Here is a 19842-nt window from a genome sequence, read left to right as displayed (position 1 = left end):
TGTTATACAGGACTTAGTAAGTGTTCATGACCTTAATGTCTTACAGTATAATTGAATATTAGTAAAATATAAGCTTAATATTGATGGGGTGTAGAAATGGATAAAGAAGTGTATCTAACACATGATGGAGTTTCCTTGGCAAACTTGATTAAGAAGAAAGAAGTTTCACCTAAAGAACTTGTTGAAGCAGCGTATGAACAAATGGAAGCTGTAAATCCTCATTTAAATGCAGTAGTACGTACCCGAAAAGAGAAAGTAATGGAGGAAATTGACCAATTACATATAGAGGAGCAACCGTTTGCTGGTGTTCCCATAGTATTAAAAGATATTTCTCAAGCTATCAAAGGGGAACCACTGACTTCAGGCTCCAAGCTTTTTACCGATAATATTTCTAGAAGAGATTCCAATTTTGTGGACCGTTTGCGTAAAGCCGGATTTCTTTTCTTAGGTCATACAAATACACCAGAGTTTGGATTAAAAAATATAACTGAGCCTGAAATTTATGGGCCTACAAGAAATCCATGGAACACTAATTACTCTGCAGGAGGATCAAGTGGTGGATCAGCTGCCAGTGTTGCATCTGGAATTGTTCCAATCGCAGGGGCAAGCGATGGTGGTGGCTCCATTAGAATTCCAGCATCCTTTACAGGTCTATTTGGGCTAAAGCCAACTCGTGGCAGAACACCTGTTGGTCCAGGTGTAGGTCGTCAGTGGCAAGGTGCATCAATTGATTTTGTATTATCACGTTCCGTTCGAGATAGCGCGGCCTTATTAGATGTTTTACAGACCATTCAACCGGAGGCAGCCTTCCATATACCATTGTTCGATGGAAGTTATTATGAAGAAATGAAAAAGAAAGCAAATAAGAAATTCCGTATTGCCTTTACTACTAAATCCCCAGTGGGAACGCCAGTAGATGAGGAAGCAAAGCAGGCAATATATAAAACTGTCCAATGGTTAGAAGATCAAGGCTATGAAGTAGAAGAGAAGTCTAATAATGTTGACGGAATTCGCTTAATGGAAAACTATTATATTATGAATAATGGTGAAATGGCAGGAATGGTTGATTCAATTGAAAAATCTTTAGGAAGAGCGATAACAGCAAATGATATGGAAATTGTGTCATGGGTATTAACTGTCGCAGGAAAATCAGTTACTGCCGCTGAATTTACACAAAGCATCGCTGAATGGGATTTAGCTGCTGCTCAAATGGCCGAGTTTCATAATAACTATGATCTGTATTTAACACCTGCAACGGCTAATTCTGCACCAAAGATTGGAGAGTTAACTCAAAATGAGAAAGAAATTAGTGAGCTAATGAAGATAAGTGAGTTAACGAAAAATGAACAATTAAAGCTGGTTTATGATATGTTTGAACCAAGCCTAACCTATACTCCATTTACACAATTAGCAAACTTAACAGGTCAGCCCGCTATTTCTGTACCTGTACATATAACAAAAAATGGCCTTCCTCTTGGGGTTCAATTTATGGCTCCAAAAGGAAAAGAGCATTGGTTATTCAAAATTGCAGGTGAAATTGAGGATTCTGATCTATGGATTGGTATGAAGGGGAATCCACTATTTGCTAATGCGTAAGAAATAGTCAGTTTAATAACTTGATAAATCATGAGACTAAACCAATAGATAACGTGTTGGTTTGGTCTTTTTTAGATTATTTTAATTAAAAAAGGATATTGACATGTTCTTTATAAAGAACTATAATGAAGTGAATTAATCAACTAGGAAAATAGTTGTAATTGTATATAAAACAATATAAGTTTTGAATAAATTTTATTAGTAATAAAAGAAAATTTTTTCTGTATGACATCTTAAAAATATTGATTTCTTATCAATCTATGTTCTTTATAAAGAATTAATGATGATAAATTTAAGTACTTTTAGAACACTAATAGACAATCGTAATTTTTTTTGCACGATTGTTCTTTATTAAGAATAATATTGTTCTTTTATAAGAAAGACTTGTTGTTGGTGATGTCTCCTAGCCACTATCAAAGGAGGCACTCGATCATGCTGTGGGTTGTAAAAAAACCTTAGACGCAAGTCGTCAAGAGTGTGGTGTGAGGGCGGGTTAAATGCCCAATTTTTAAACTAATTATTCATATTATATAAAAAGGGGGGAGGTTTTTGACATATCAACAAAGAATTTCCTTATTTCTTCTTATAGACACTATTATCGTATTGACAGCTATTTTTATCGGCTGTTTTTTAGTTTATGAAAGTTTTAATGTTATTAATTATCCAATTGTATTAAGCTGTGCTGCCATATTAATCAGTCATTATTTTTTTTCATTTCATTTTCATTTATATAAGAAGTCATGGGAATATGCGAGTATAGGTGAATTAGTCATTATATTAAAAACGGTTACTGCATCCATTATTATTTCAGCAATTGTCCAAGGAATGATTATTGGTGAAATTTTTTATCGACTTCTAGTGGTTACGTGTTTATTACATATGATTTTAATAGGTGGTTCAAGGTTTTGCTGGAGAGTCTATCGGGATCGATATCTTGTAAAAGATGTCAATAAAAAAAGAACATTAATTATTGGTGCTGGTTCTGCAGGAACGATGGTAGTCCGCCAATTATTAAAAAGAAATGATTCTGAACTGTTACCGATAGCTTTTATTGACGACAATCGAAATAAACATCATTTAGATATATTAGGAATCCCAGTAATCGGTTCGGTGAGTAATATTACAAATATTGTAAGTAGATTAAATATAGATCATATCATCATTGCAATTCCCTCCTTAAAGAAACAAGAATTAAATACCATCTTTCAAGAATGTGCCAAAACAGATGCTAAGACACAAATATTACCAAGATTAGAAGATTTATTAGTGGGTAATATTTCAGTTAGTAAATTACGAGATGTAAAAGTAGAGGATCTACTCGGCAGAGAGACGGTAGAATTAGATATTGAAGGCATATCTGAGCACATATCCAATAAAGTAATTTTAGTAACAGGGGCAGGGGGTTCAATCGGCTCTGAAATTTGCCGACAAATTGCCACCTTCCATCCAAAAAAACTGATATTACTGGGTCATGGTGAAAATAGTATTTATAATATTGAAATGGAATTAAAAGAAACATATAAACAATCAATAATTGATATCATCCCAGTTATTGCAGATATACAGGATATAAAAAAAATGTACAGTGTCATGGATACATATCGCCCAAATGTTGTTTACCACGCTGCAGCACATAAGCATGTGCCGTTAATGGAAGCTAATCCAGAAGAAGCAGTAAAAAATAATATTGTCGGAACGATGAATGCTGCTAATGCATCTAAATGGGCAAAAGTTGAGACATTTGTCATGATATCAAGTGACAAAGCAGTGAATCCTACAAATGTGATGGGAGCTACGAAAAGATTAGCAGAAATGGTCATTCAACATATGAATAGAGATTGTGAGACTAAATTTGTAGCCGTTCGTTTTGGAAATGTGCTAGGAAGTCGAGGAAGTGTGGTTCCATTATTTAAAAAGCAAATTGAAAAAGGTGGACCTGTGACAGTAACTCATCCCGAAATGACGCGCTATTTTATGACGATCCCCGAAGCATCAAGACTTGTTTTACAAGCAGGTGCACTAGCAAATTGGGGACAAATTTTTGTATTAGATATGGGTGAACCAGTAAAAATTGTTGATTTAGCAAAAAACTTGATAAGACTTTCTGGTTTTACAGTAGATGATATTGGAATTCAGTATAGTGGAATTCGACCTGGAGAAAAATTATTTGAAGAATTACTAGATTTTGATGAAATTCATGAAGAACAAATCTATCCGAATATTTATATTGGGAAAACAAAAGAAATATACATCAATGAAATTGAAGACATTATTTCTAATCTAACTGTTCTTGATAAAGAAACATTGAAAAGAAGACTTATAGATTTAGCTAATCATCAACATGTTACACAATCGTTAATCCAATATTCTGGGTAGGGGAGCCATGGAACATGAAAATAAGGAAAGCGATTATTCCAGCTGCAGGCTTAGGAACACGATTTCTTCCAGCAACAAAGGCAATGCCAAAAGAAATGCTGCCTATCGTCGATAAACCTACTATTCAATATATAGTAGAGGAGGCAATCGAATCAGGGATTGAAGACATTATTATCGTAACAGGAAAGGGTAAACGTGCCATTGAAGATCATTTTGATCATTCATTTGAATTAGAACAAGTCCTTTTTGAAAAAGGCAAGCTTGAAATATTAGAGGAAGTACAAAAATCCTCAAATATGGTCGACATACATTACATACGCCAAAAAGAGCCAAAGGGATTAGGGCATGCAATTTGGTGTGCGAGGAAATTCATCGGTGATGAACCTTTTGCCGTTCTACTCGGTGATGATATTGTCAGGTCTAACAAACCATGCTTGAAACAATTAATGGAGCAATATGAAGAATATGAACGTACTATACTTGGAATAAAGCAGATAGATTTTGAGGATGTTCCTAAATATGGAATAATTGATGCTCACAAAGTTGGAAATAAGTTATATCAGATTAATCATTTGGTCGAGAAACCGTTGATTGATGATGCTCCTTCTAATTTAGCTATCATGGGTAGATATATCTTAAAACCACCCATTTTTACTATACTTGCAAATCTTAAACCAGGTGCTAATGGAGAAATTCAACTCACAGACGCTATCGATCAATTGAATCAGACTGAAGAGATTTTAGGATATGATTTTGAGGGAACGAGATATGATGTTGGGGAGAAATTAGGTTTTATAAAAACAAACATTGAAATGGCTTTACAAAGGGAAGAGTTAAAAATGGGTTTATTAAATTATTTATCTACTATTTTTCAAAAAACTAACAGATAAGAATAATATATGAAATTTAGAGGATTACATGGAGGTGAACTTTATGTCAATTTTAATTACAGGAGGAGCAGGATATATTGGTAGTCACACATGTATTGAATTATTAAATGCTGGACATGAGGTAATGGTAATTGATAATTTCTTAAATAGTAAACCTGAAGCGTTAGAACGTGTTCAACAAGTTACTCGTAAGCCTATTAAAATTTATCAAATGAATATTATGGAACAAGAAAAATTAGAAAAAATATTTTCTGATAATCAAATTGAGGCGGTTATTCACTTTGCGGGTTTAAAATCTGTTGGCCATTCTGTAAAAAACCCACTTTATTATTATAGGCATAATATAACGAGTACTTTGATTCTTTGTCAAGTTATGCAAAAATTCAATGTGAAAAATTTAGTGTTTAGTTCGTCAGCAACTGTCTATGGTATTCCTGAAAGCATACCAATATCGGAGAAAAATCAACTATCTGCTTTGAATCCGTATGGGAGAACGAAACTATTTATTGAAAGTATTTTAGAGGATTTGATTAAATCTGATCCATCCTGGAGCATAGTTATATTAAGGTATTTTAATCCAATTGGTGCGCATGAAACTGGACTGATAGGAGAAGATCCATTAGGTATTCCGAATAACTTAATGCCCAATATTTTAAACGTAGCTTCAGGTGAAAGAGATACACTTTTAATTTACGGTGACCATTACCCAACGAAAGATGGAACTTGTATCCGAGATTATATTCATATTAATGACTTGGCCAATGGACACTTAAAGGCACTAGAGAAAACATTGAATTTTTCAGGAATCGAAACTTATAACCTTGGTACTGGTCAAGGATATAGCGTACTAGAAATAATAGCAACTTTTGAAAAGGTAACAGGAATAAAAATACCTTATTCAGTTAGTGCACCTAGACCCGGTGACGTCCCGATTTGTTATTCCGACCCAACTAAAGCCAAACTTGAACTTGATTGGTGTGCAAAACTTCCATTAGAAAAAATGTGTATAGATTCATGGAGATGGAAGTTGAACAATCCAAACGGTTATAAAAAAATACAATATGCTAATTAGAATAAAAGAAGTTTATTTTAATAATATTTATGACTTCTGGATCTGCCATATGTTTTTATTGAATTGATATTGGATGTGAGCATATGAAAAGGATAATGGATATATTAATTTCATTTTTATTGCTAGTTCTATTATTTCCTTTAGTAGTCATGATAGCTGTTTTAGTTAAATTCAAAATAGGATCTCCAATTATATTTAAACAACAACGGCCAGGATTAAATGGAAGGCCATTCTATATTTATAAATTTAGAAGTATGAATGATTCGATGGACGATAATGGAAAATTGCTACCTGATAATGAAAGATTAACTGAATTTGGAGCATTACTTAGAAAATATAGTCTTGATGAACTTCCCCAATTGATTAATGTTCTTAGAGGTGAATTAAGTCTAGTAGGACCAAGACCATTACTAATGGAGTATTTACCATTATATACAAAAGAACAAGCAAAAAGACACCTGGTTAAGCCTGGAATTACTGGATGGGCACAAGTTAATGGTCGAAATTCTATAACATGGGATAAAAAATTTGAGCTAGATATTTGGTATGTAAATAACCAAACCATCCTATTAGACTTAAAAATTTTATGGTTAACTATTGTCAAAGTAATTAAAACAGAAGGAATAGATCAAACAGATAAGGTAACAATGCCACATTTTAAAGGAGAAGTAAAACAAATAGACCGAAAACATGGATGAATTTTGAACAAACATGGAAGGTGCTTAAATGGTTAATACAATAGTAAAAAATAGAATCTATCTTTCCACACCGCATATGAGTGGATCAGAAATAAATTATATTAAAAATGCATTTGAACAGAATTGGATAGCCCCGCAGGGACCAAATGTAGAAGCATTTGAAAGGGAAATTGCATCATTACTAGGTGTGGCTGATGCAGTAGCTGTAAGTTCAGGAACAGCTGCAATTCATTTAGCACTTTCTCTTTTAGATATAAAAAAAGGAGATCGTGTTTTTTGTTCTACATTAACCTTTATTGCATCAGCGAATCCAATTCTTTACCAGGGAGCTGAACCTGTTTTTATAGATTCCGAGTCGGAAACATGGAATATGTCACCACTAGCATTAGAGGAAGCCTTTCAAGATGCATGTTCTGAAGGGAAACTTCCAAAGGCAGTTATCATTGTTAATTTATATGGACAGTCGGCAAAAATGGAAGAGCTTTTACCAATATGTCAAAAATATAACGTTCCAGTAATTGAAGATGCAGCGGAATCATTAGGATCTTTTTATCAAAATAAGGCAAGTGGTACATTTGGGGATTATGGCATTTATTCTTTTAATGGCAATAAAATTATTACAACCTCTGGTGGAGGAATTTTGATATCCAAGCAAGCGAATACATTAAATAAAGCTAGATTTCTATCTACTCAAGCAAAGGATCCTGCGCCACATTATCAACACAGTCAATTAGGTTATAATTATCGTCTGAGTAATATATTAGCAGGAATTGGAAGAGGACAATTAGAAGTACTAACTCAAAGAGTAAATGAAAGAAGGCGTATATTCGAAATCTATGAACGTGAACTCGGTGGAATACCTGGTCTATCATTTATGAGGGAAAGTAAGAGAAGTTTCTCAAATAGATGGTTAACTACGATGACAATAAATCAAACTATTACAGGTATTTCTAATAAAGATTTGTTAATCTATTTAGAAAAAGAAAATATTGAAGCGAGGATGATTTGGAAACCACTTCATTTGCAACCATTATTCACTACTTGTAAGTATTTTTCTCGGAATAATGAAAATATTTCTGAAAAAATTTTTAAAACAGGAATTTGTCTACCATCAAGTTCTAATATGACACTAGAAGATCAAATGAGGGTAATTCAATGTATTAAAAATCTGCTAGGAAGATAGAGTTTAATATTTATTACTAAGTTCGTGACAACAAATAATCATCTTATTATTTCTAGCAAAGAAAATGTAAAGAGGTATATAAATGATAGGAAAAAATATAGTTGAACTTAGAAAAAAAAGGGGATATACACTATCTGAACTATCAAAACTTACAAATATATCTAAGTCTTATTTAAGCAATATAGAAAGAAATATTAATAATAATCCTTCCCTTGAAGTAATGCAAAAAATAGCTAAGGTACTTAAAGTAGATATATTAACGTTATCAAAGACAATTCCCAACCAAGATGCTCAACCATATATTGAGAAAGAGTGGATTGATTTTATCAATGAATTAAAAAAATTGGGTTTAGAAAAAGATCAATTACATCAATATATTATCTTAATAGAGTTTATTAATTGGAAAAATCAACATTCTAAGCAAAATAATTTCTAATTTTCCACAGTTAAAGAATGTTGGATTTTTATGTATTGGAGAGAAAAATGAAAAAGTTCATTGTTTTTCTAGTTGCTCTAATGTGTATTGGAGTTATATTTTTTGGTTATAAATACTGGGGAAATATAGAAGCAGCCGCTGAAAAAGAAGGTAGATTAGCAATTGAGAAAATAAATAAGAAAGAAAGAATTGAAAAGGAACTTCTTATAGATCGTTTAAATCCGGAAACCAATCAAACTCAATCAATCATTGATTTTCTTCGCTACAGATTTCTAACAAAAAATAAGGCGGTTATTTCGATTATTGGAGGTAATATAGGAGCATCGACTGGTGCTAGTACACTTTCATATACATGGACAGAACAATTATTTGAAAAACTGCAAGCAGATAGCGAAGAATTAGAAGCATTACAAATTGTCAATTATAGTAGTGAAGGTTATTCAACCTCTGATTTATTAAATGGGGGGAAAATTGATTTAGTTATTAAAGATCAACCCGATTTAGTTATATTGGGGAGTTCATTAATTAATAACTATTCTCAATCTATTAGTCTAGAGCAAACTACATCTAATCTTAAAAATATAATGTCAAAATTACAAACTGGTTTACCCAATTCAAAGATTGTAATTATGTCGCCTTATCCAATTGGAAATAGTAAAAATAAAAATAGCTTAGGACTCAGTTATTTAGATTATTTGAATCATTCGAGTAAACTTATCAGTCAAAATAAATGGGATAGTATTGACGTTTTCAAGGAAATTGAAAATCAATTAACAGACAGAAATATATTATTAGTTGATATATTAGCCAATGATTATATTCATCTTAACGATAAAGGGAATATCCTTTTATATGAAGTAGTGTATAAATATTTAAACCATTCGCGATAATTAAAAACAATTACTGTTTAATAGCTCTGACTATTCATTCTCTTATAGGAGGGCCGTATGGAAGAAACATTAAACTTAAAAGAGGTTTTAAATATTATTAGAAGACGGCTGAAGCTAATTACACTTATTAGTATGTTTGCGATATTTTTTAGCGCCACAGTTACGTTTTTTTTATTAACTCCTATTTACCAAGCTTCAACACAAATTTTAGTAAATCAGAAAAATAAGGACAATCAACTTGACCTAAATCAAATGCAAAGCAATGTTTCATTAATAAATACTTATAAAGAAATAATTAAAAGTCCAGTTATAGTAGAAAAAGTGATAAATAAGTTGCAAATCGATCAAAGTGTTGAACAGCTTAATAATAATATAATGATTAACACTAGGGATAATTCTCAAGTGTTTTCTTTAATTGTACATGATAAAAACGCTGGAATGGCAGTTTTAATCGCTAATACAATTTCAGAAACTTTCCAAAAGGAGATTAAAGGGATAATGAATGTGGATAATGTCAGCATTCTAGCAAGAGCGGAATTAGATAAAAATCCTATTCCTGTTAAACCGAATCCAATAATGAATATCGCTTTAGCTGCGATTATTGGATTAATGGTTGGTGTTGGGATATCATTTTTGCTCGAATATTTTGATAATACATTAAAAGATAGTAAGGACATTGATGCATATCTAGGCTTACCTATCCTTGGAACTATTCAAAAGATTCCACAGCGCAAAGCTAGAAGAAAAATAAAAAAGTCCAAAATGGGAGTTGAAACTTTTGAATCGTAAGAAGAAAAAAAATTATATTAATGCAGTAGATTTGGTAAGTTATAAATTTCCACATTTACCTATTACCGAACAGTACCGATTAATTAGAACAAATATTTTATATTCCTCTGTAGATAAAGAAATCAAAACCATTATGGTAACATCACCCGATCCTTCTGAAGGTAAATCTACTACATCAGCAAATCTAGCAATTGTTCTAGCTCAACAAGGAAAACGAGTTCTTTTAGTGGATGCAGATTTAAGAAAAGCATCTGTTCATTATACATTTAATGTAAGTAATATTGATGGACTAACAAGTGTACTTACAAAGAAAATTAGTTTATTAGATGGTATATCAAAAACATATGTACCCAACTTGGAAATTTTAACAAGTGGTCCTATACCACCTAACCCTTCGGAATTATTGAATTCAGAAGCAATGGAAAGAATAATAGATGAATTGAATAGTAGATATGATTATATTGTGTTTGATACACCACCTGTACTTGCAGTTACTGACTCTCAAATACTGGCAAATAAATGTGATGGTATCGTTTTTGTGATATACAGTGGTAAAACTCGTAAGGATCGTGCAGTTAAAGCAAAGCAACTGCTTCAAAAAGCAAAATCACAAATTCTTGGCGTAGTTGTAAATGGATTAGAATCGAAGAACGAGGTGTATTATAGCCAATATAAATAATTTAATTTTTCTACCCTTAACAAAAAGGAGGGAAATGCAGTCTTGATAGATATTCATTGTCATATTTTGCCATATATTGACGATGGTCCAAAAAATTATGACGAAGCACTAGATATGGCAAAAGGAGCAGTAGAAGCGGGAATTACACATTTATATGCTACACCGCATCATTTTAATGGTCGTTTTGAAAATCAGAAGGATAAAATTATAGAAAATGTAGCTATTTTTAATGATAAATTACAAAAAGAAAATATCCCTCTTATCATTCATCTAGGACAAGAGCTTAGAATTCATCGTGAGATATTTCTAACATATGAGTTGGATGAAATTCTAACCTTAGATAATAAAGGAAAGTATTTATTATTAGAACTTCCTTCATTCGAAGTTCCTACTTACACACATGAAGTAATTTATGAATTATTACTAAAGGGAATCACCCCAATTATTGTCCATCCCGAGCGGAATAAGGGATTTATACAGGATTTTGACGAGCTAATTAAAATTGTTCAAGGAGGAGCATTAACCCAGATTACTTCTGGTAGCTTAATAGGTCATTTTGGGAAAAAGGTTAAATCGTTTTCTCAAAAAATAATAGAACAACAATTAGCACATTTTATTGCTACAGATGCTCATAGTACTATTACAAGACGTTTTTCTCTTCAAGAAAGTTATAATACAATATCAAATTTATATGGAATGCAACAAATGTATTATTTTAAAGAAAATGCTGAAATACTTTTAAATGGGGACAATCTCTCAATTGAAAAGCCAAAAATAACGAGAAAAAAGATTCTAGGCTTATTTTAAAATCGATAACTATACAATAAATCTATATCACTATCAATATAAGAAAAGGAACTTGGCCAATGAAAAAAATATTGTTTACTGCTACTGTTGATAGTCACATTCTTACGTTTCATTTGCCTTATTTAAAGTGGTTTAAAGATCAGGGAATTGAAGTTCATGTAGCTAGTAACGGTGATGCGAACATTCCATTTGTTGACAAAAAATATAATATACCAATCGAAAGATCTCCATTTAAAAAGGCAAATTTAAAAGCATTGAATAGATTTAAGGAAATCATTAATTGTAATGATTATCATATGATTCATTGTCACACCCCAATGGGGAGTGTGTTAACTAGGTTAGCTGCGAGAAAGGCACAAAAAAACGGAACAAAAGTAATTTATACAGCACATGGTTTTCATTTTTACAATGGAGCTCCACTTTTAAATTGGCTAATGTACTATCCAGTTGAAAGATGGTTATCGAAATATACTGATTGTCTAATCACTATAAATAATGAGGATTTTCAAACCTCTAATAGGCTCCATTCAAAAACCTTAGAATTAGTCAATGGAATTGGAGTTGATTTGAATAAATTTGTTCCTCAAACTGTAAAAAGCAAGTATGAGCTACGACAAAAATATAACTTCAATGAAGGAGATTTTATATTAATATTTGTAGGAGAATTAAATTACAATAAGCATCAAGATCTTTTAATTAACGTCATGTATTTATTAAGTAAAAAGTATTCCAATATTAAACTTTTACTAGTAGGTAATGGAGACTACTTCGGAAACTATAAAGAGCAAGTAAATAAATTACATTTACAAGAATTTGTTCTATTTTTAGGTTATCGCAATGATATAAGGGATTTACTGTTGTTATCGGATGTATCAGTTTCTTCATCAAGAAGAGAAGGATTGCCAGTTAATGTTATGGAAGCAATGGCTACAGGTTTGCCTCTTGTAGTAACTAATTGTAGGGGTAATCGTGATTTAGTAATGAATGAAAAAAATGGTTTTTTAATAGGTATAAATGATATTGATGGTTTCTCTATAGCAATTGAAAAGTTATATCAATCTCAGACATTACGAGAAACATTTGGAATCAATAGTTTAGAGCATATTCATAAATATTCATTAGAAACAATAAAAAAGAAAATGCAGAAGATTTATACGGACTTTATTGATTGAAATTTCAAGTAGTAAAATCCAAAAGTTATTTTGTAAGTAATTCTGTTACAATTTATTGATTGGAGTTGTCAAATGAAAACAAAGGTTTTACATTTGCTTTCTAGTAATAGCTATTCAGGAGCTGAAAACGTAGTTTGCCATATCATAGATATGTTTAAGAATGAAATAGATATGGCCTATTGTAGTCCTATTGGAACAATAAAAGAAAGTTTGGATGAAAAAAATATAGATTACCTTCCTTTAGAAAACGTGTCATATATTGAATTAAAAAAGGTAATTAGGTCATACAAACCGGATATAATCCATGCACATGATATACGAGCCAGTGTCATAGCAGCTCAATTTTCAAAGAAAGTTCCTATCATTTCACATCTTCATGGAAAATTCGAAGAAATGACTAAATTATCTGTGAAATCAATTTTATATAGGATGTGTATTTATAGATTTCGTCATATATTTGCAGTTTCTCAAAGCATCATAAAAGATTATTATTTTTCTCATACGCTCGCAAAGAAAGGATCTGTTTTATACAATGTGGTGAATGAACAGGCCCTTATTGAATTGGTTAAGAACAAACCTAAGTATAATTTTGATTTTATTTTCTTGGGGAGATTTTCGTATCCGAAAAACCCAAAAAGATTAATTAAAATCATTGCAATGATTGTCAAGCGAATGCCAAATGCAACGTTTGTTTTAATAGGAAGCGGTAATTTATTAGAAGAAACAAAATTACTTGCAAAAGAATTAAATGTTTATAAAAATATTACCTTTACTGGATATGTAAAAAATCCCTATCCTTATTTAAAATCATCCAAAGTAATGCTCATGACCTCAAGAACTGAAGGGACACCGATGTGTGTATTAGAAGCAATGCTATTTGGGATTCCTGTTATTTCAACAGCTATTGATGGAATTAAAGAAATCGTCGATCATGGCAGCAATGGTTATTATTTTTATACAGATGATGAAATTGTTAATCAAGCTATTCAATTAATTAATAATGAAGAATTGAGAAAAATCAAATCAATTGAAGTATACAAAAAGGGAAAAGTAATTAATAATATGGAATCTTATAGAGATAACCTATTTAAAATATATAGAAATAATTTTTTTCTAAATAACGAAATAAAGCGGTGAAAAAAATTGCAAAAAATTAATCTTTCAATTGTTATCCCTTCGTTAGATACTGGTGGTGCAGAAAGCATGGCTTATCAGCTTGCAAAGAAAATAGACAAAGATATATTTAACTTGAATTTCATATGTTTATATTCTAGTAATGGGACACCATTTGAAAAAGAGCTGATAAATTCAGGAGTTAACATTACTCATTTGAATAAAAAATTGGGATTTAGCCTTATTACTTATTTGAGATTGTGGAAGCAATTAAAGATACATCATTCAAATCTTGTCCATACACATTTAGGTGCTTGTTTATATGCATTTCCATGGACACTTTTCCATAATAAAAAGCTAGTGCATACTGTACATAATGTTCCTTTAAAAGAATTACCTTTTCTGCATCGTATCATCTTAAAAATATTGTATAGATCAAAAAAAGCTATACCCATTGCTATTTCAGACACGATTCAAAGGCAGATCAGTACATACTATCAATTAAAAACTGAAAATATTCAAGTCGTTTATAACCCTGTTAATATAGATCTGTTTATTCCCAGTAAAACGACGGTGAACAATGGTGGAATTAAATTTATATGTGTAGCGCGATTAGTTAATCAAAAAAATCATTTCACATTACTTAAGGCTTTTTCAGTAGTAAATAAAAAAATACCAACTAGTACATTACTTCTGGCAGGTGATGGCGAATTAATGGAAGAGTTGAAGAAAGCAGCTATTAAACTTAATATAAGTAAACATGTAGTTTTTTTGGGCAATGTAGAGAATATACCTATGCTGCTTCAAACATCAGATATCTTTGTACTATCTTCTATTTACGAAGGACTTCCTATGACAATACTTGAAGCGATGGGAGCAAAGCTTCCTGTAATAGCAACACGAGTAGGAGGTCTTCCTGACATTGTTAAAGGGAATGGAATATTAGTTGAACCCAATGATAGTGATGGATTGGCATCTGCTATGATCCAATTAGCTGAAGATAAGCATTTAAGACAAAAAATGGGATGCCTTGGTTTTGAAATGTCGAAAAAGTACGATATTTCAATCATTGCAAATCAATATGAAGCAATTTATAAAAAATTTTCATTATGAAAAAACTCGAATGAGGTGATTAATTAATAATGAGTAAGACTAAAATAGCTTTAGTTGTACCTTCTCTAGTTATTGGAGGTGCGGAGAATGTTGTATTCCAACTTACCAAAGCATTACACAGAGAAACAGATATTGACTTAATAGTCATTTGCTTAAGTATTAGAAAAAACACCTTGTTTGAATATGAATTATCAAATCAAGGTATACAAGTAATTTATTTAAATAATAAAGGTAAGCTAAGTGTTATCACAGTGTTTTTACTTTGGAAATATTTAAGCAAATTTAAACCAAAGATTGTTCATACCCATTTGCATTCTTCTTTATATGTATTTCCTTGGATTTTTTTTCACGATTCTCTATTACTTCATACAATCCATAGTACACCAAGATTTGAATTTTCTTCGAGAATTATTCGATTGATGAAAATACTTTACAAAAGGCGAATAGCCATACCGATTGCTATCTCAGAAAAAATTAAGCTTGAAGCAGCTAAATTATATAAACTTCCGCTAGATAATATAGAGCATGTGAAAAATCCTGTTAATCTGGAAAAATTCAAAAGGAAAGATAAAGCAGTAAGTCATCAACCATTAGTAAAGTTTATTCACGTAGCCAGGCTTGATCCTCAAAAGAATCAAAGATTATTACTTGAAGCTTTTGCTATATTGTGTAAAAACGGCACTGATGCAACGTTAACAATAGTTGGTGATGGTGATTTAAGGGAGCAATTAGAGGCTTTTGCTTCATCTTTAAAAATACAGGATCGCGTATATTTTATAGGTAGTATAAATGATGTAGAACACTACTTAAATTGTTCAGATATTTTTGTATTATCGTCGATTAATGAAGGATTACCTTTATCCATACTTGAAGCAATGGCAATGGGATTACCAATTATATCAACAAATGTAGGAGGAATTGGAGATGTTGTACAAGAAAATGGAATATTAGTTGAAAGTGAAAATATAAAAGCGCTAAGTAATGCAATGATGAAACTTGCAAAAGATAAGGATTTAAGATTGAAAATGTCCGAAGCGTCTTTTAGATTAGTAAAACAGTTCGATATCTCAATAATAGCTCATGAATATAAGAAACTTTATCTCAAATATAGTTGAATATAATTAAGCAGTTTTCCAATTAGAGGCAGGTGAAAAAGATAGTAATGAATGAGGGATTAACAGTCAACAGTATAAATGAATCCAAAACACACGTGAGAAAATTAGTTTTATTTTGTTTACTAATTTGCTTAGGTGTTTTTTTTCGTGATATGTATGGAATTCCAATAAATAAATATATTTTTTTGATGATATCTGTTTTTGCTTTCTTGTTATTAAATGAAGGGGCAATAGTTGCTTTTATTGCTTTTATTATTCCTTTTTTACCTGGTTTACCTGCTAATTATATTATAGGTTTAGCCATTCCATTTCTTTTGTTCAAACAAAAACATGTAAGACTAAATATATATATGTTTGCTGCATATGCATTCTTATTATTAGAAATGTTGCATTTATTCTTCCCACTATCTTCATTAGGAGATTTTTTCAAATTCAGTAGTTATATTATCTTACTCACTCTTATCTTATTAAAGAAAAATAATGACTATAATTATACAGTTATACTATTATCCTATTGTTTTGGTGTCATTTCTGCTTTTACCTCTATTCTTATTCATTCGCTACAATATATGCCACTTTATTTAGTGTTTGAAAAAGGAATTAGAATAGGAAATATTGCTTCAGTCAATCAACAATTTGATCCAACTATTATTACTTTAACGATGGATCAGAATACATTAGGATATTTTTGCGCGATTGGAATTGCTGTTTTATTAATTTTACAATATGCAAAGAGGTTAAAATTAACAATTGGTATTCCATTAACAATCATTATGTTTATCTACGGTAGTTTGACCTTATCAAGAACATTTATTTTGATATCATTTTTGGTATTTTTTTATTATTTCATTATAAACCTTAGAATGAATAGTACTTCAATAAAAGCTGTTTTCTCATTATTGTTTGCAGTAATTTTAATGATAGTCACAATTCAAACTTATTTTCCGAGTACTTTAGAGCTAATAATTACTCGTTTTCAAGAGAGTGATCTTACAAATGGACGAGGACAAATTTTTGAACAATATAATCATTTTATATTTTCAAGTTTAAAAAATTTCCTTTTTGGAATAGGAATTCAAAACATGAATATAAAGGCAAATCTTTTTAATGTGCCCCATAACGGATTACAACAAATCTTTGTAGCAGGGGGAGTAGTGGGGTTATTTTTATTGTCTTTATGGTTGATAGGAATGTATTGCCTTCACGCACCTAATAGTAAAAGACAGCTTCCAGTTTTTTTATTGCCATTAATTACGATGTTTGCATATATTCAGGGATTACAATTTTTATATCCCTACTTTATTATGTTGCCGTTAATTGTTGTATTTTCTGCATTACGACTTTCTGATTAAGTTACGTCATATTCTTTGCATGAATGAAGGGAGAATCGACTTGAGCATATTAGTGAGTATCTTATGTATGACTTATAACCATGAATTATATATAGAAGATGCCATAGAAGGCTTTTTACAACAAAAAACTAACTATGATGTAGAAATCATTATCGGAGAGGATTGCAGCACCGATAACACAAGAAAAATAGTAAAAAAATATATGAACGAATATCCAGGGAAAATTAAAATGATAACGTCAGACCATAATGTAGGTATGAATAAAAATGCTCAAAGACTAATAGAAAGCTCTCGAGGAAAATATATTGCTATTTGTGAAGGTGATGATTATTGGACTGATCCTTTTAAATTACAAAAACAGATTGATTATATGGAAGAGCACCCTGAATGTAGTTTATGTTTTCATGCAGCTGAAATTGTTATTAATAAAGAAAAGCAAACAGGAAATATAGTAAGGCCATATAAGAATAATAAAATTTGCCCGACAGACGATATTATATTGGGCGGAGGCGGATTTTGTCCAACTGCATCCTTACTTTTTCCTCGAAGAATTATTGAATATTTACCAGATTTTTTCCAAAAGTCGCATGTAGGCGATTATCCGTTGCAAATGTGGGCTGCCTGTCAGGGGTATGCATATTATATGGATGAGATTATGGCAGCTTATAGGATTGGTAATCAAAGTTCATGGACTAATCAATTAATTCGAGAGGGGGATTTAAAGGAAAAGTTAATTAAGGTAAAAATGGGTGATATTCAACTATTAAAAGAGTTTAATCGAACGACAGATAATAAATATAATCCTGTTATTGAAGAAACAATCCTAAAAAGAGAGTTTGAAATTTTACTGCTTCAAAATAATTTAAGAAAACTTAAAACTACCAAATATAAGATTTTGTATACTCAATTGACAACAATAGAAAAACTTAAACTCCTTACAAAATTTTATTTTCCAAGGGCATATAGAGCAATGGTTGGGATGAAGAAAATAATGTATAGAAATAATTGAATAAGATATGGGTAAATTTTCAATTAAAAAATAAAATTATAAAAGTAGGAATATACGATGGAAGTAGGAAAATCATTAAAAGAAAAAACAATTACAGGGTTATTTTGGAGCTTCACTGATCAATTTGCTAGTCAAGGAATTCAGTTTTTTGTTCTTTTGATTCTTGCAAGGTTAGTATCGCCTGAAGATTTTGGATTAATTGGGATGGTGTCCATATTTATTGCAATCTCTAATACTTTAATTGATTGCGGATTAACTCAGGCACTGATACGGGAAAGAAAAGTTAGCCAAGAAGAATATTCAACTATTTTTTTCTTCAATTTCGTTATGGCTAGTTTATTATTTATAATCCTTTACTTGATTGCACCATTAGTAAGTACATTTTTCCATGATTTTCGCTTAGTTACTATATTACGAGTTTTATCAATAGGATTACTTATAAATTCATTAGGAATTATACAAAGAGTCATTCTTATCCGGAATATAAATTTTAGAACACAAACCAAAATAAACTTTGTTGCTGCTCTATGTGCTGGAATAATCGCAATCATTTTTTCATTATTTGGATTTGGTGTATGGAGTATCATTATACAAAGTCTCATTTTTCAGTTGGCGCAAACAATTCTCTTATGGAAATGTAATAAATGGATACCAACATGGACATTTAGCTATCAATCCTTACAAAAATTTTTTTGGTTTGGAAATAAATTGTTGATTTCTAATCTAATTGATACTTTATACAATAATTGTTATTCGATCATTATCGGAAGATTATATCCAGCTGCACAATTAGGTTATTATACAAATGCTTCAAAACTTGGAGATGTCATAATTAATTCTACAACTAGCTCTCTTCAACGCGTTACTTATCCTGTATTAAGTACTATTCAAGATGAGGAAAAGCTTTTATCAGAGGGGTTTCAAAAAATAATAAGAATTACTGCATATATAATGTTCCCGCTAATGTGTGGAATGATTGTAATATCAGATTCTTTGATTCCGTTGTTATTAGGACCACAGTGGAATGATGCAATTATTTATTTTCAACTTATAGCATTTGCAGGAATGATCTACCCTCTACATGCAGTCAATCTAAATATTCTCCAGGTAAAAGGACGATCTGACTTATTCCTAAAATTAGAAGTAATTAAGAAGATTCTCCTAACCTTACTAATTGCAATATCTCTATCGTTTTCCCTTGGAATTCTTGGTTTACTTGGAGCTGCAATTTTAAGCTCTTATATTTCATTATTTATCAATGCGTACTATTCCGCAAAAGAAATATCCTATTCAATTTGGAAACAACTTAAAGATATACTCCCTTTATTTTTGCTTTCAATATTTATGGGTAGTTTTGTTTTTTTTATCGGAGTAATTTCACCTGGAAATTTGATAATTAAATTGATTTTCCAAGTAATTAGTGGTTGCTTATTGTATGCATCCATAGGTTGGATGTTTAAAATGAAGGAGTTTATAGTAATTTATAGCTTGCTATTTCAACTATTTAATAAAGTAAGTCGTCAAAATTTCAAATCAAAAGGAGCTTAATTTC

The 19842-nt window shown here is 31.0% G+C and carries 18 protein-coding genes; all 18 read left to right on the top strand.

Annotation, left to right across the window (positions count from 1 at the left end):
- The first annotated feature begins 96 nt into the window (after nt 1-96).
- A complete protein-coding gene (locus MHI39_RS13100) occupies nt 97-1596 on the top strand; it encodes an amidase (RefSeq protein WP_342541387.1) in 1500 nt (499 codons plus the stop codon).
- 549 nt (nt 1597-2145) lie between these two features.
- Nucleotides 2146-3972 carry a nucleoside-diphosphate sugar epimerase/dehydratase gene (locus MHI39_RS13095; RefSeq protein ID WP_342541386.1) on the top strand — a complete coding sequence of 609 codons (1827 nt, stop codon included), beginning with the start codon at nt 2146-2148 and terminating at the stop codon, nt 3970-3972.
- A 14-nt stretch (nt 3973-3986) separates the two neighbouring features.
- Nucleotides 3987-4862 (top strand): UTP--glucose-1-phosphate uridylyltransferase GalU, encoded by an 876-nt coding sequence (gene galU / locus MHI39_RS13090; RefSeq protein WP_212945676.1) that lies wholly within the window; start codon nt 3987-3989, stop codon nt 4860-4862.
- Nucleotides 4863-4905: 43 nt separating this feature from the next.
- Nucleotides 4906-5934 (top strand): UDP-glucose 4-epimerase GalE, encoded by a 1029-nt coding sequence (galE, locus tag MHI39_RS13085; RefSeq protein WP_342541385.1) that lies wholly within the window; start codon nt 4906-4908, stop codon nt 5932-5934.
- An 83-nt stretch (nt 5935-6017) separates the two neighbouring features.
- Nucleotides 6018-6632, top strand: coding sequence for a sugar transferase (locus MHI39_RS13080; protein ID WP_342541384.1), 615 nt, complete (start codon nt 6018-6020; stop codon nt 6630-6632).
- 28 nt (nt 6633-6660) lie between these two features.
- Complete coding sequence (locus MHI39_RS13075) at nt 6661-7815, top strand: aminotransferase class I/II-fold pyridoxal phosphate-dependent enzyme (RefSeq protein WP_342541383.1); 1155 nt, start codon at nt 6661-6663, stop codon at nt 7813-7815.
- Between the two features lie 82 nt (nt 7816-7897).
- Entirely contained in the window at nt 7898-8251 is a 354-nt protein-coding gene (locus tag MHI39_RS13070; RefSeq protein WP_251336785.1) for a helix-turn-helix transcriptional regulator, read from the top strand.
- A gap of 47 nt (nt 8252-8298) precedes the next feature.
- Nucleotides 8299-9141, top strand: coding sequence for an SGNH/GDSL hydrolase family protein (locus tag MHI39_RS13065; RefSeq protein ID WP_342541382.1), 843 nt, complete (start codon nt 8299-8301; stop codon nt 9139-9141).
- 57 nt (nt 9142-9198) lie between these two features.
- Entirely contained in the window at nt 9199-9930 is a 732-nt protein-coding gene (locus MHI39_RS13060; protein ID WP_342541381.1) for a Wzz/FepE/Etk N-terminal domain-containing protein, read from the top strand.
- Nucleotides 9920-10609 (top strand): CpsD/CapB family tyrosine-protein kinase, encoded by a 690-nt coding sequence (locus MHI39_RS13055; protein WP_342541380.1) that lies wholly within the window; start codon nt 9920-9922, stop codon nt 10607-10609. The genes MHI39_RS13060 and MHI39_RS13055 overlap by 11 nt, the downstream gene beginning before the upstream one ends.
- Nucleotides 10610-10651: 42 nt before the next feature.
- The gene (locus tag MHI39_RS13050) at nt 10652-11416 is read left to right on the top strand and encodes a CpsB/CapC family capsule biosynthesis tyrosine phosphatase (RefSeq protein WP_342541379.1); all 765 of its coding nucleotides are present in this window, start codon (nt 10652-10654) and stop codon (nt 11414-11416) included.
- Between the two features lie 59 nt (nt 11417-11475).
- Entirely contained in the window at nt 11476-12588 is a 1113-nt protein-coding gene (locus MHI39_RS13045) for a glycosyltransferase family 4 protein (protein WP_342541378.1), read from the top strand.
- Between the two features lie 72 nt (nt 12589-12660).
- Entirely contained in the window at nt 12661-13725 is a 1065-nt protein-coding gene (locus tag MHI39_RS13040; RefSeq protein WP_342541377.1) for a glycosyltransferase, read from the top strand.
- A 6-nt stretch (nt 13726-13731) separates the two neighbouring features.
- Nucleotides 13732-14814, top strand: coding sequence for a glycosyltransferase (locus MHI39_RS13035; protein WP_342541376.1), 1083 nt, complete (start codon nt 13732-13734; stop codon nt 14812-14814).
- 29 nt (nt 14815-14843) lie between these two features.
- The gene (locus MHI39_RS13030) at nt 14844-15929 is read left to right on the top strand and encodes a glycosyltransferase (protein ID WP_342541375.1); all 1086 of its coding nucleotides are present in this window, start codon (nt 14844-14846) and stop codon (nt 15927-15929) included.
- 47 nt (nt 15930-15976) lie between these two features.
- A complete protein-coding gene (locus tag MHI39_RS13025) occupies nt 15977-17281 on the top strand; it encodes an O-antigen ligase family protein (protein WP_342541374.1) in 1305 nt (434 codons plus the stop codon).
- Between the two features lie 19 nt (nt 17282-17300).
- Entirely contained in the window at nt 17301-18290 is a 990-nt protein-coding gene (locus tag MHI39_RS13020) for a glycosyltransferase (protein ID WP_342541373.1), read from the top strand.
- 57 nt (nt 18291-18347) lie between these two features.
- Nucleotides 18348-19838: a lipopolysaccharide biosynthesis protein gene (locus MHI39_RS13015; protein ID WP_342541372.1), complete on the top strand. Its 1491-nt coding sequence runs from the start codon at nt 18348-18350 to the stop codon at nt 19836-19838.
- The last annotated feature ends 4 nt before the right edge of the window (nt 19839-19842 follow it).

Source organism: Heyndrickxia sp. FSL K6-6286 (assembly GCF_038630395.1).
GTDB lineage: Bacteria > Bacillota > Bacilli > Bacillales > Bacillaceae_C > Heyndrickxia > Heyndrickxia oleronia.
Note: the sequence above shows the minus strand (reverse complement) of the source record. Positions and strands in the feature narration are given on the sequence as shown.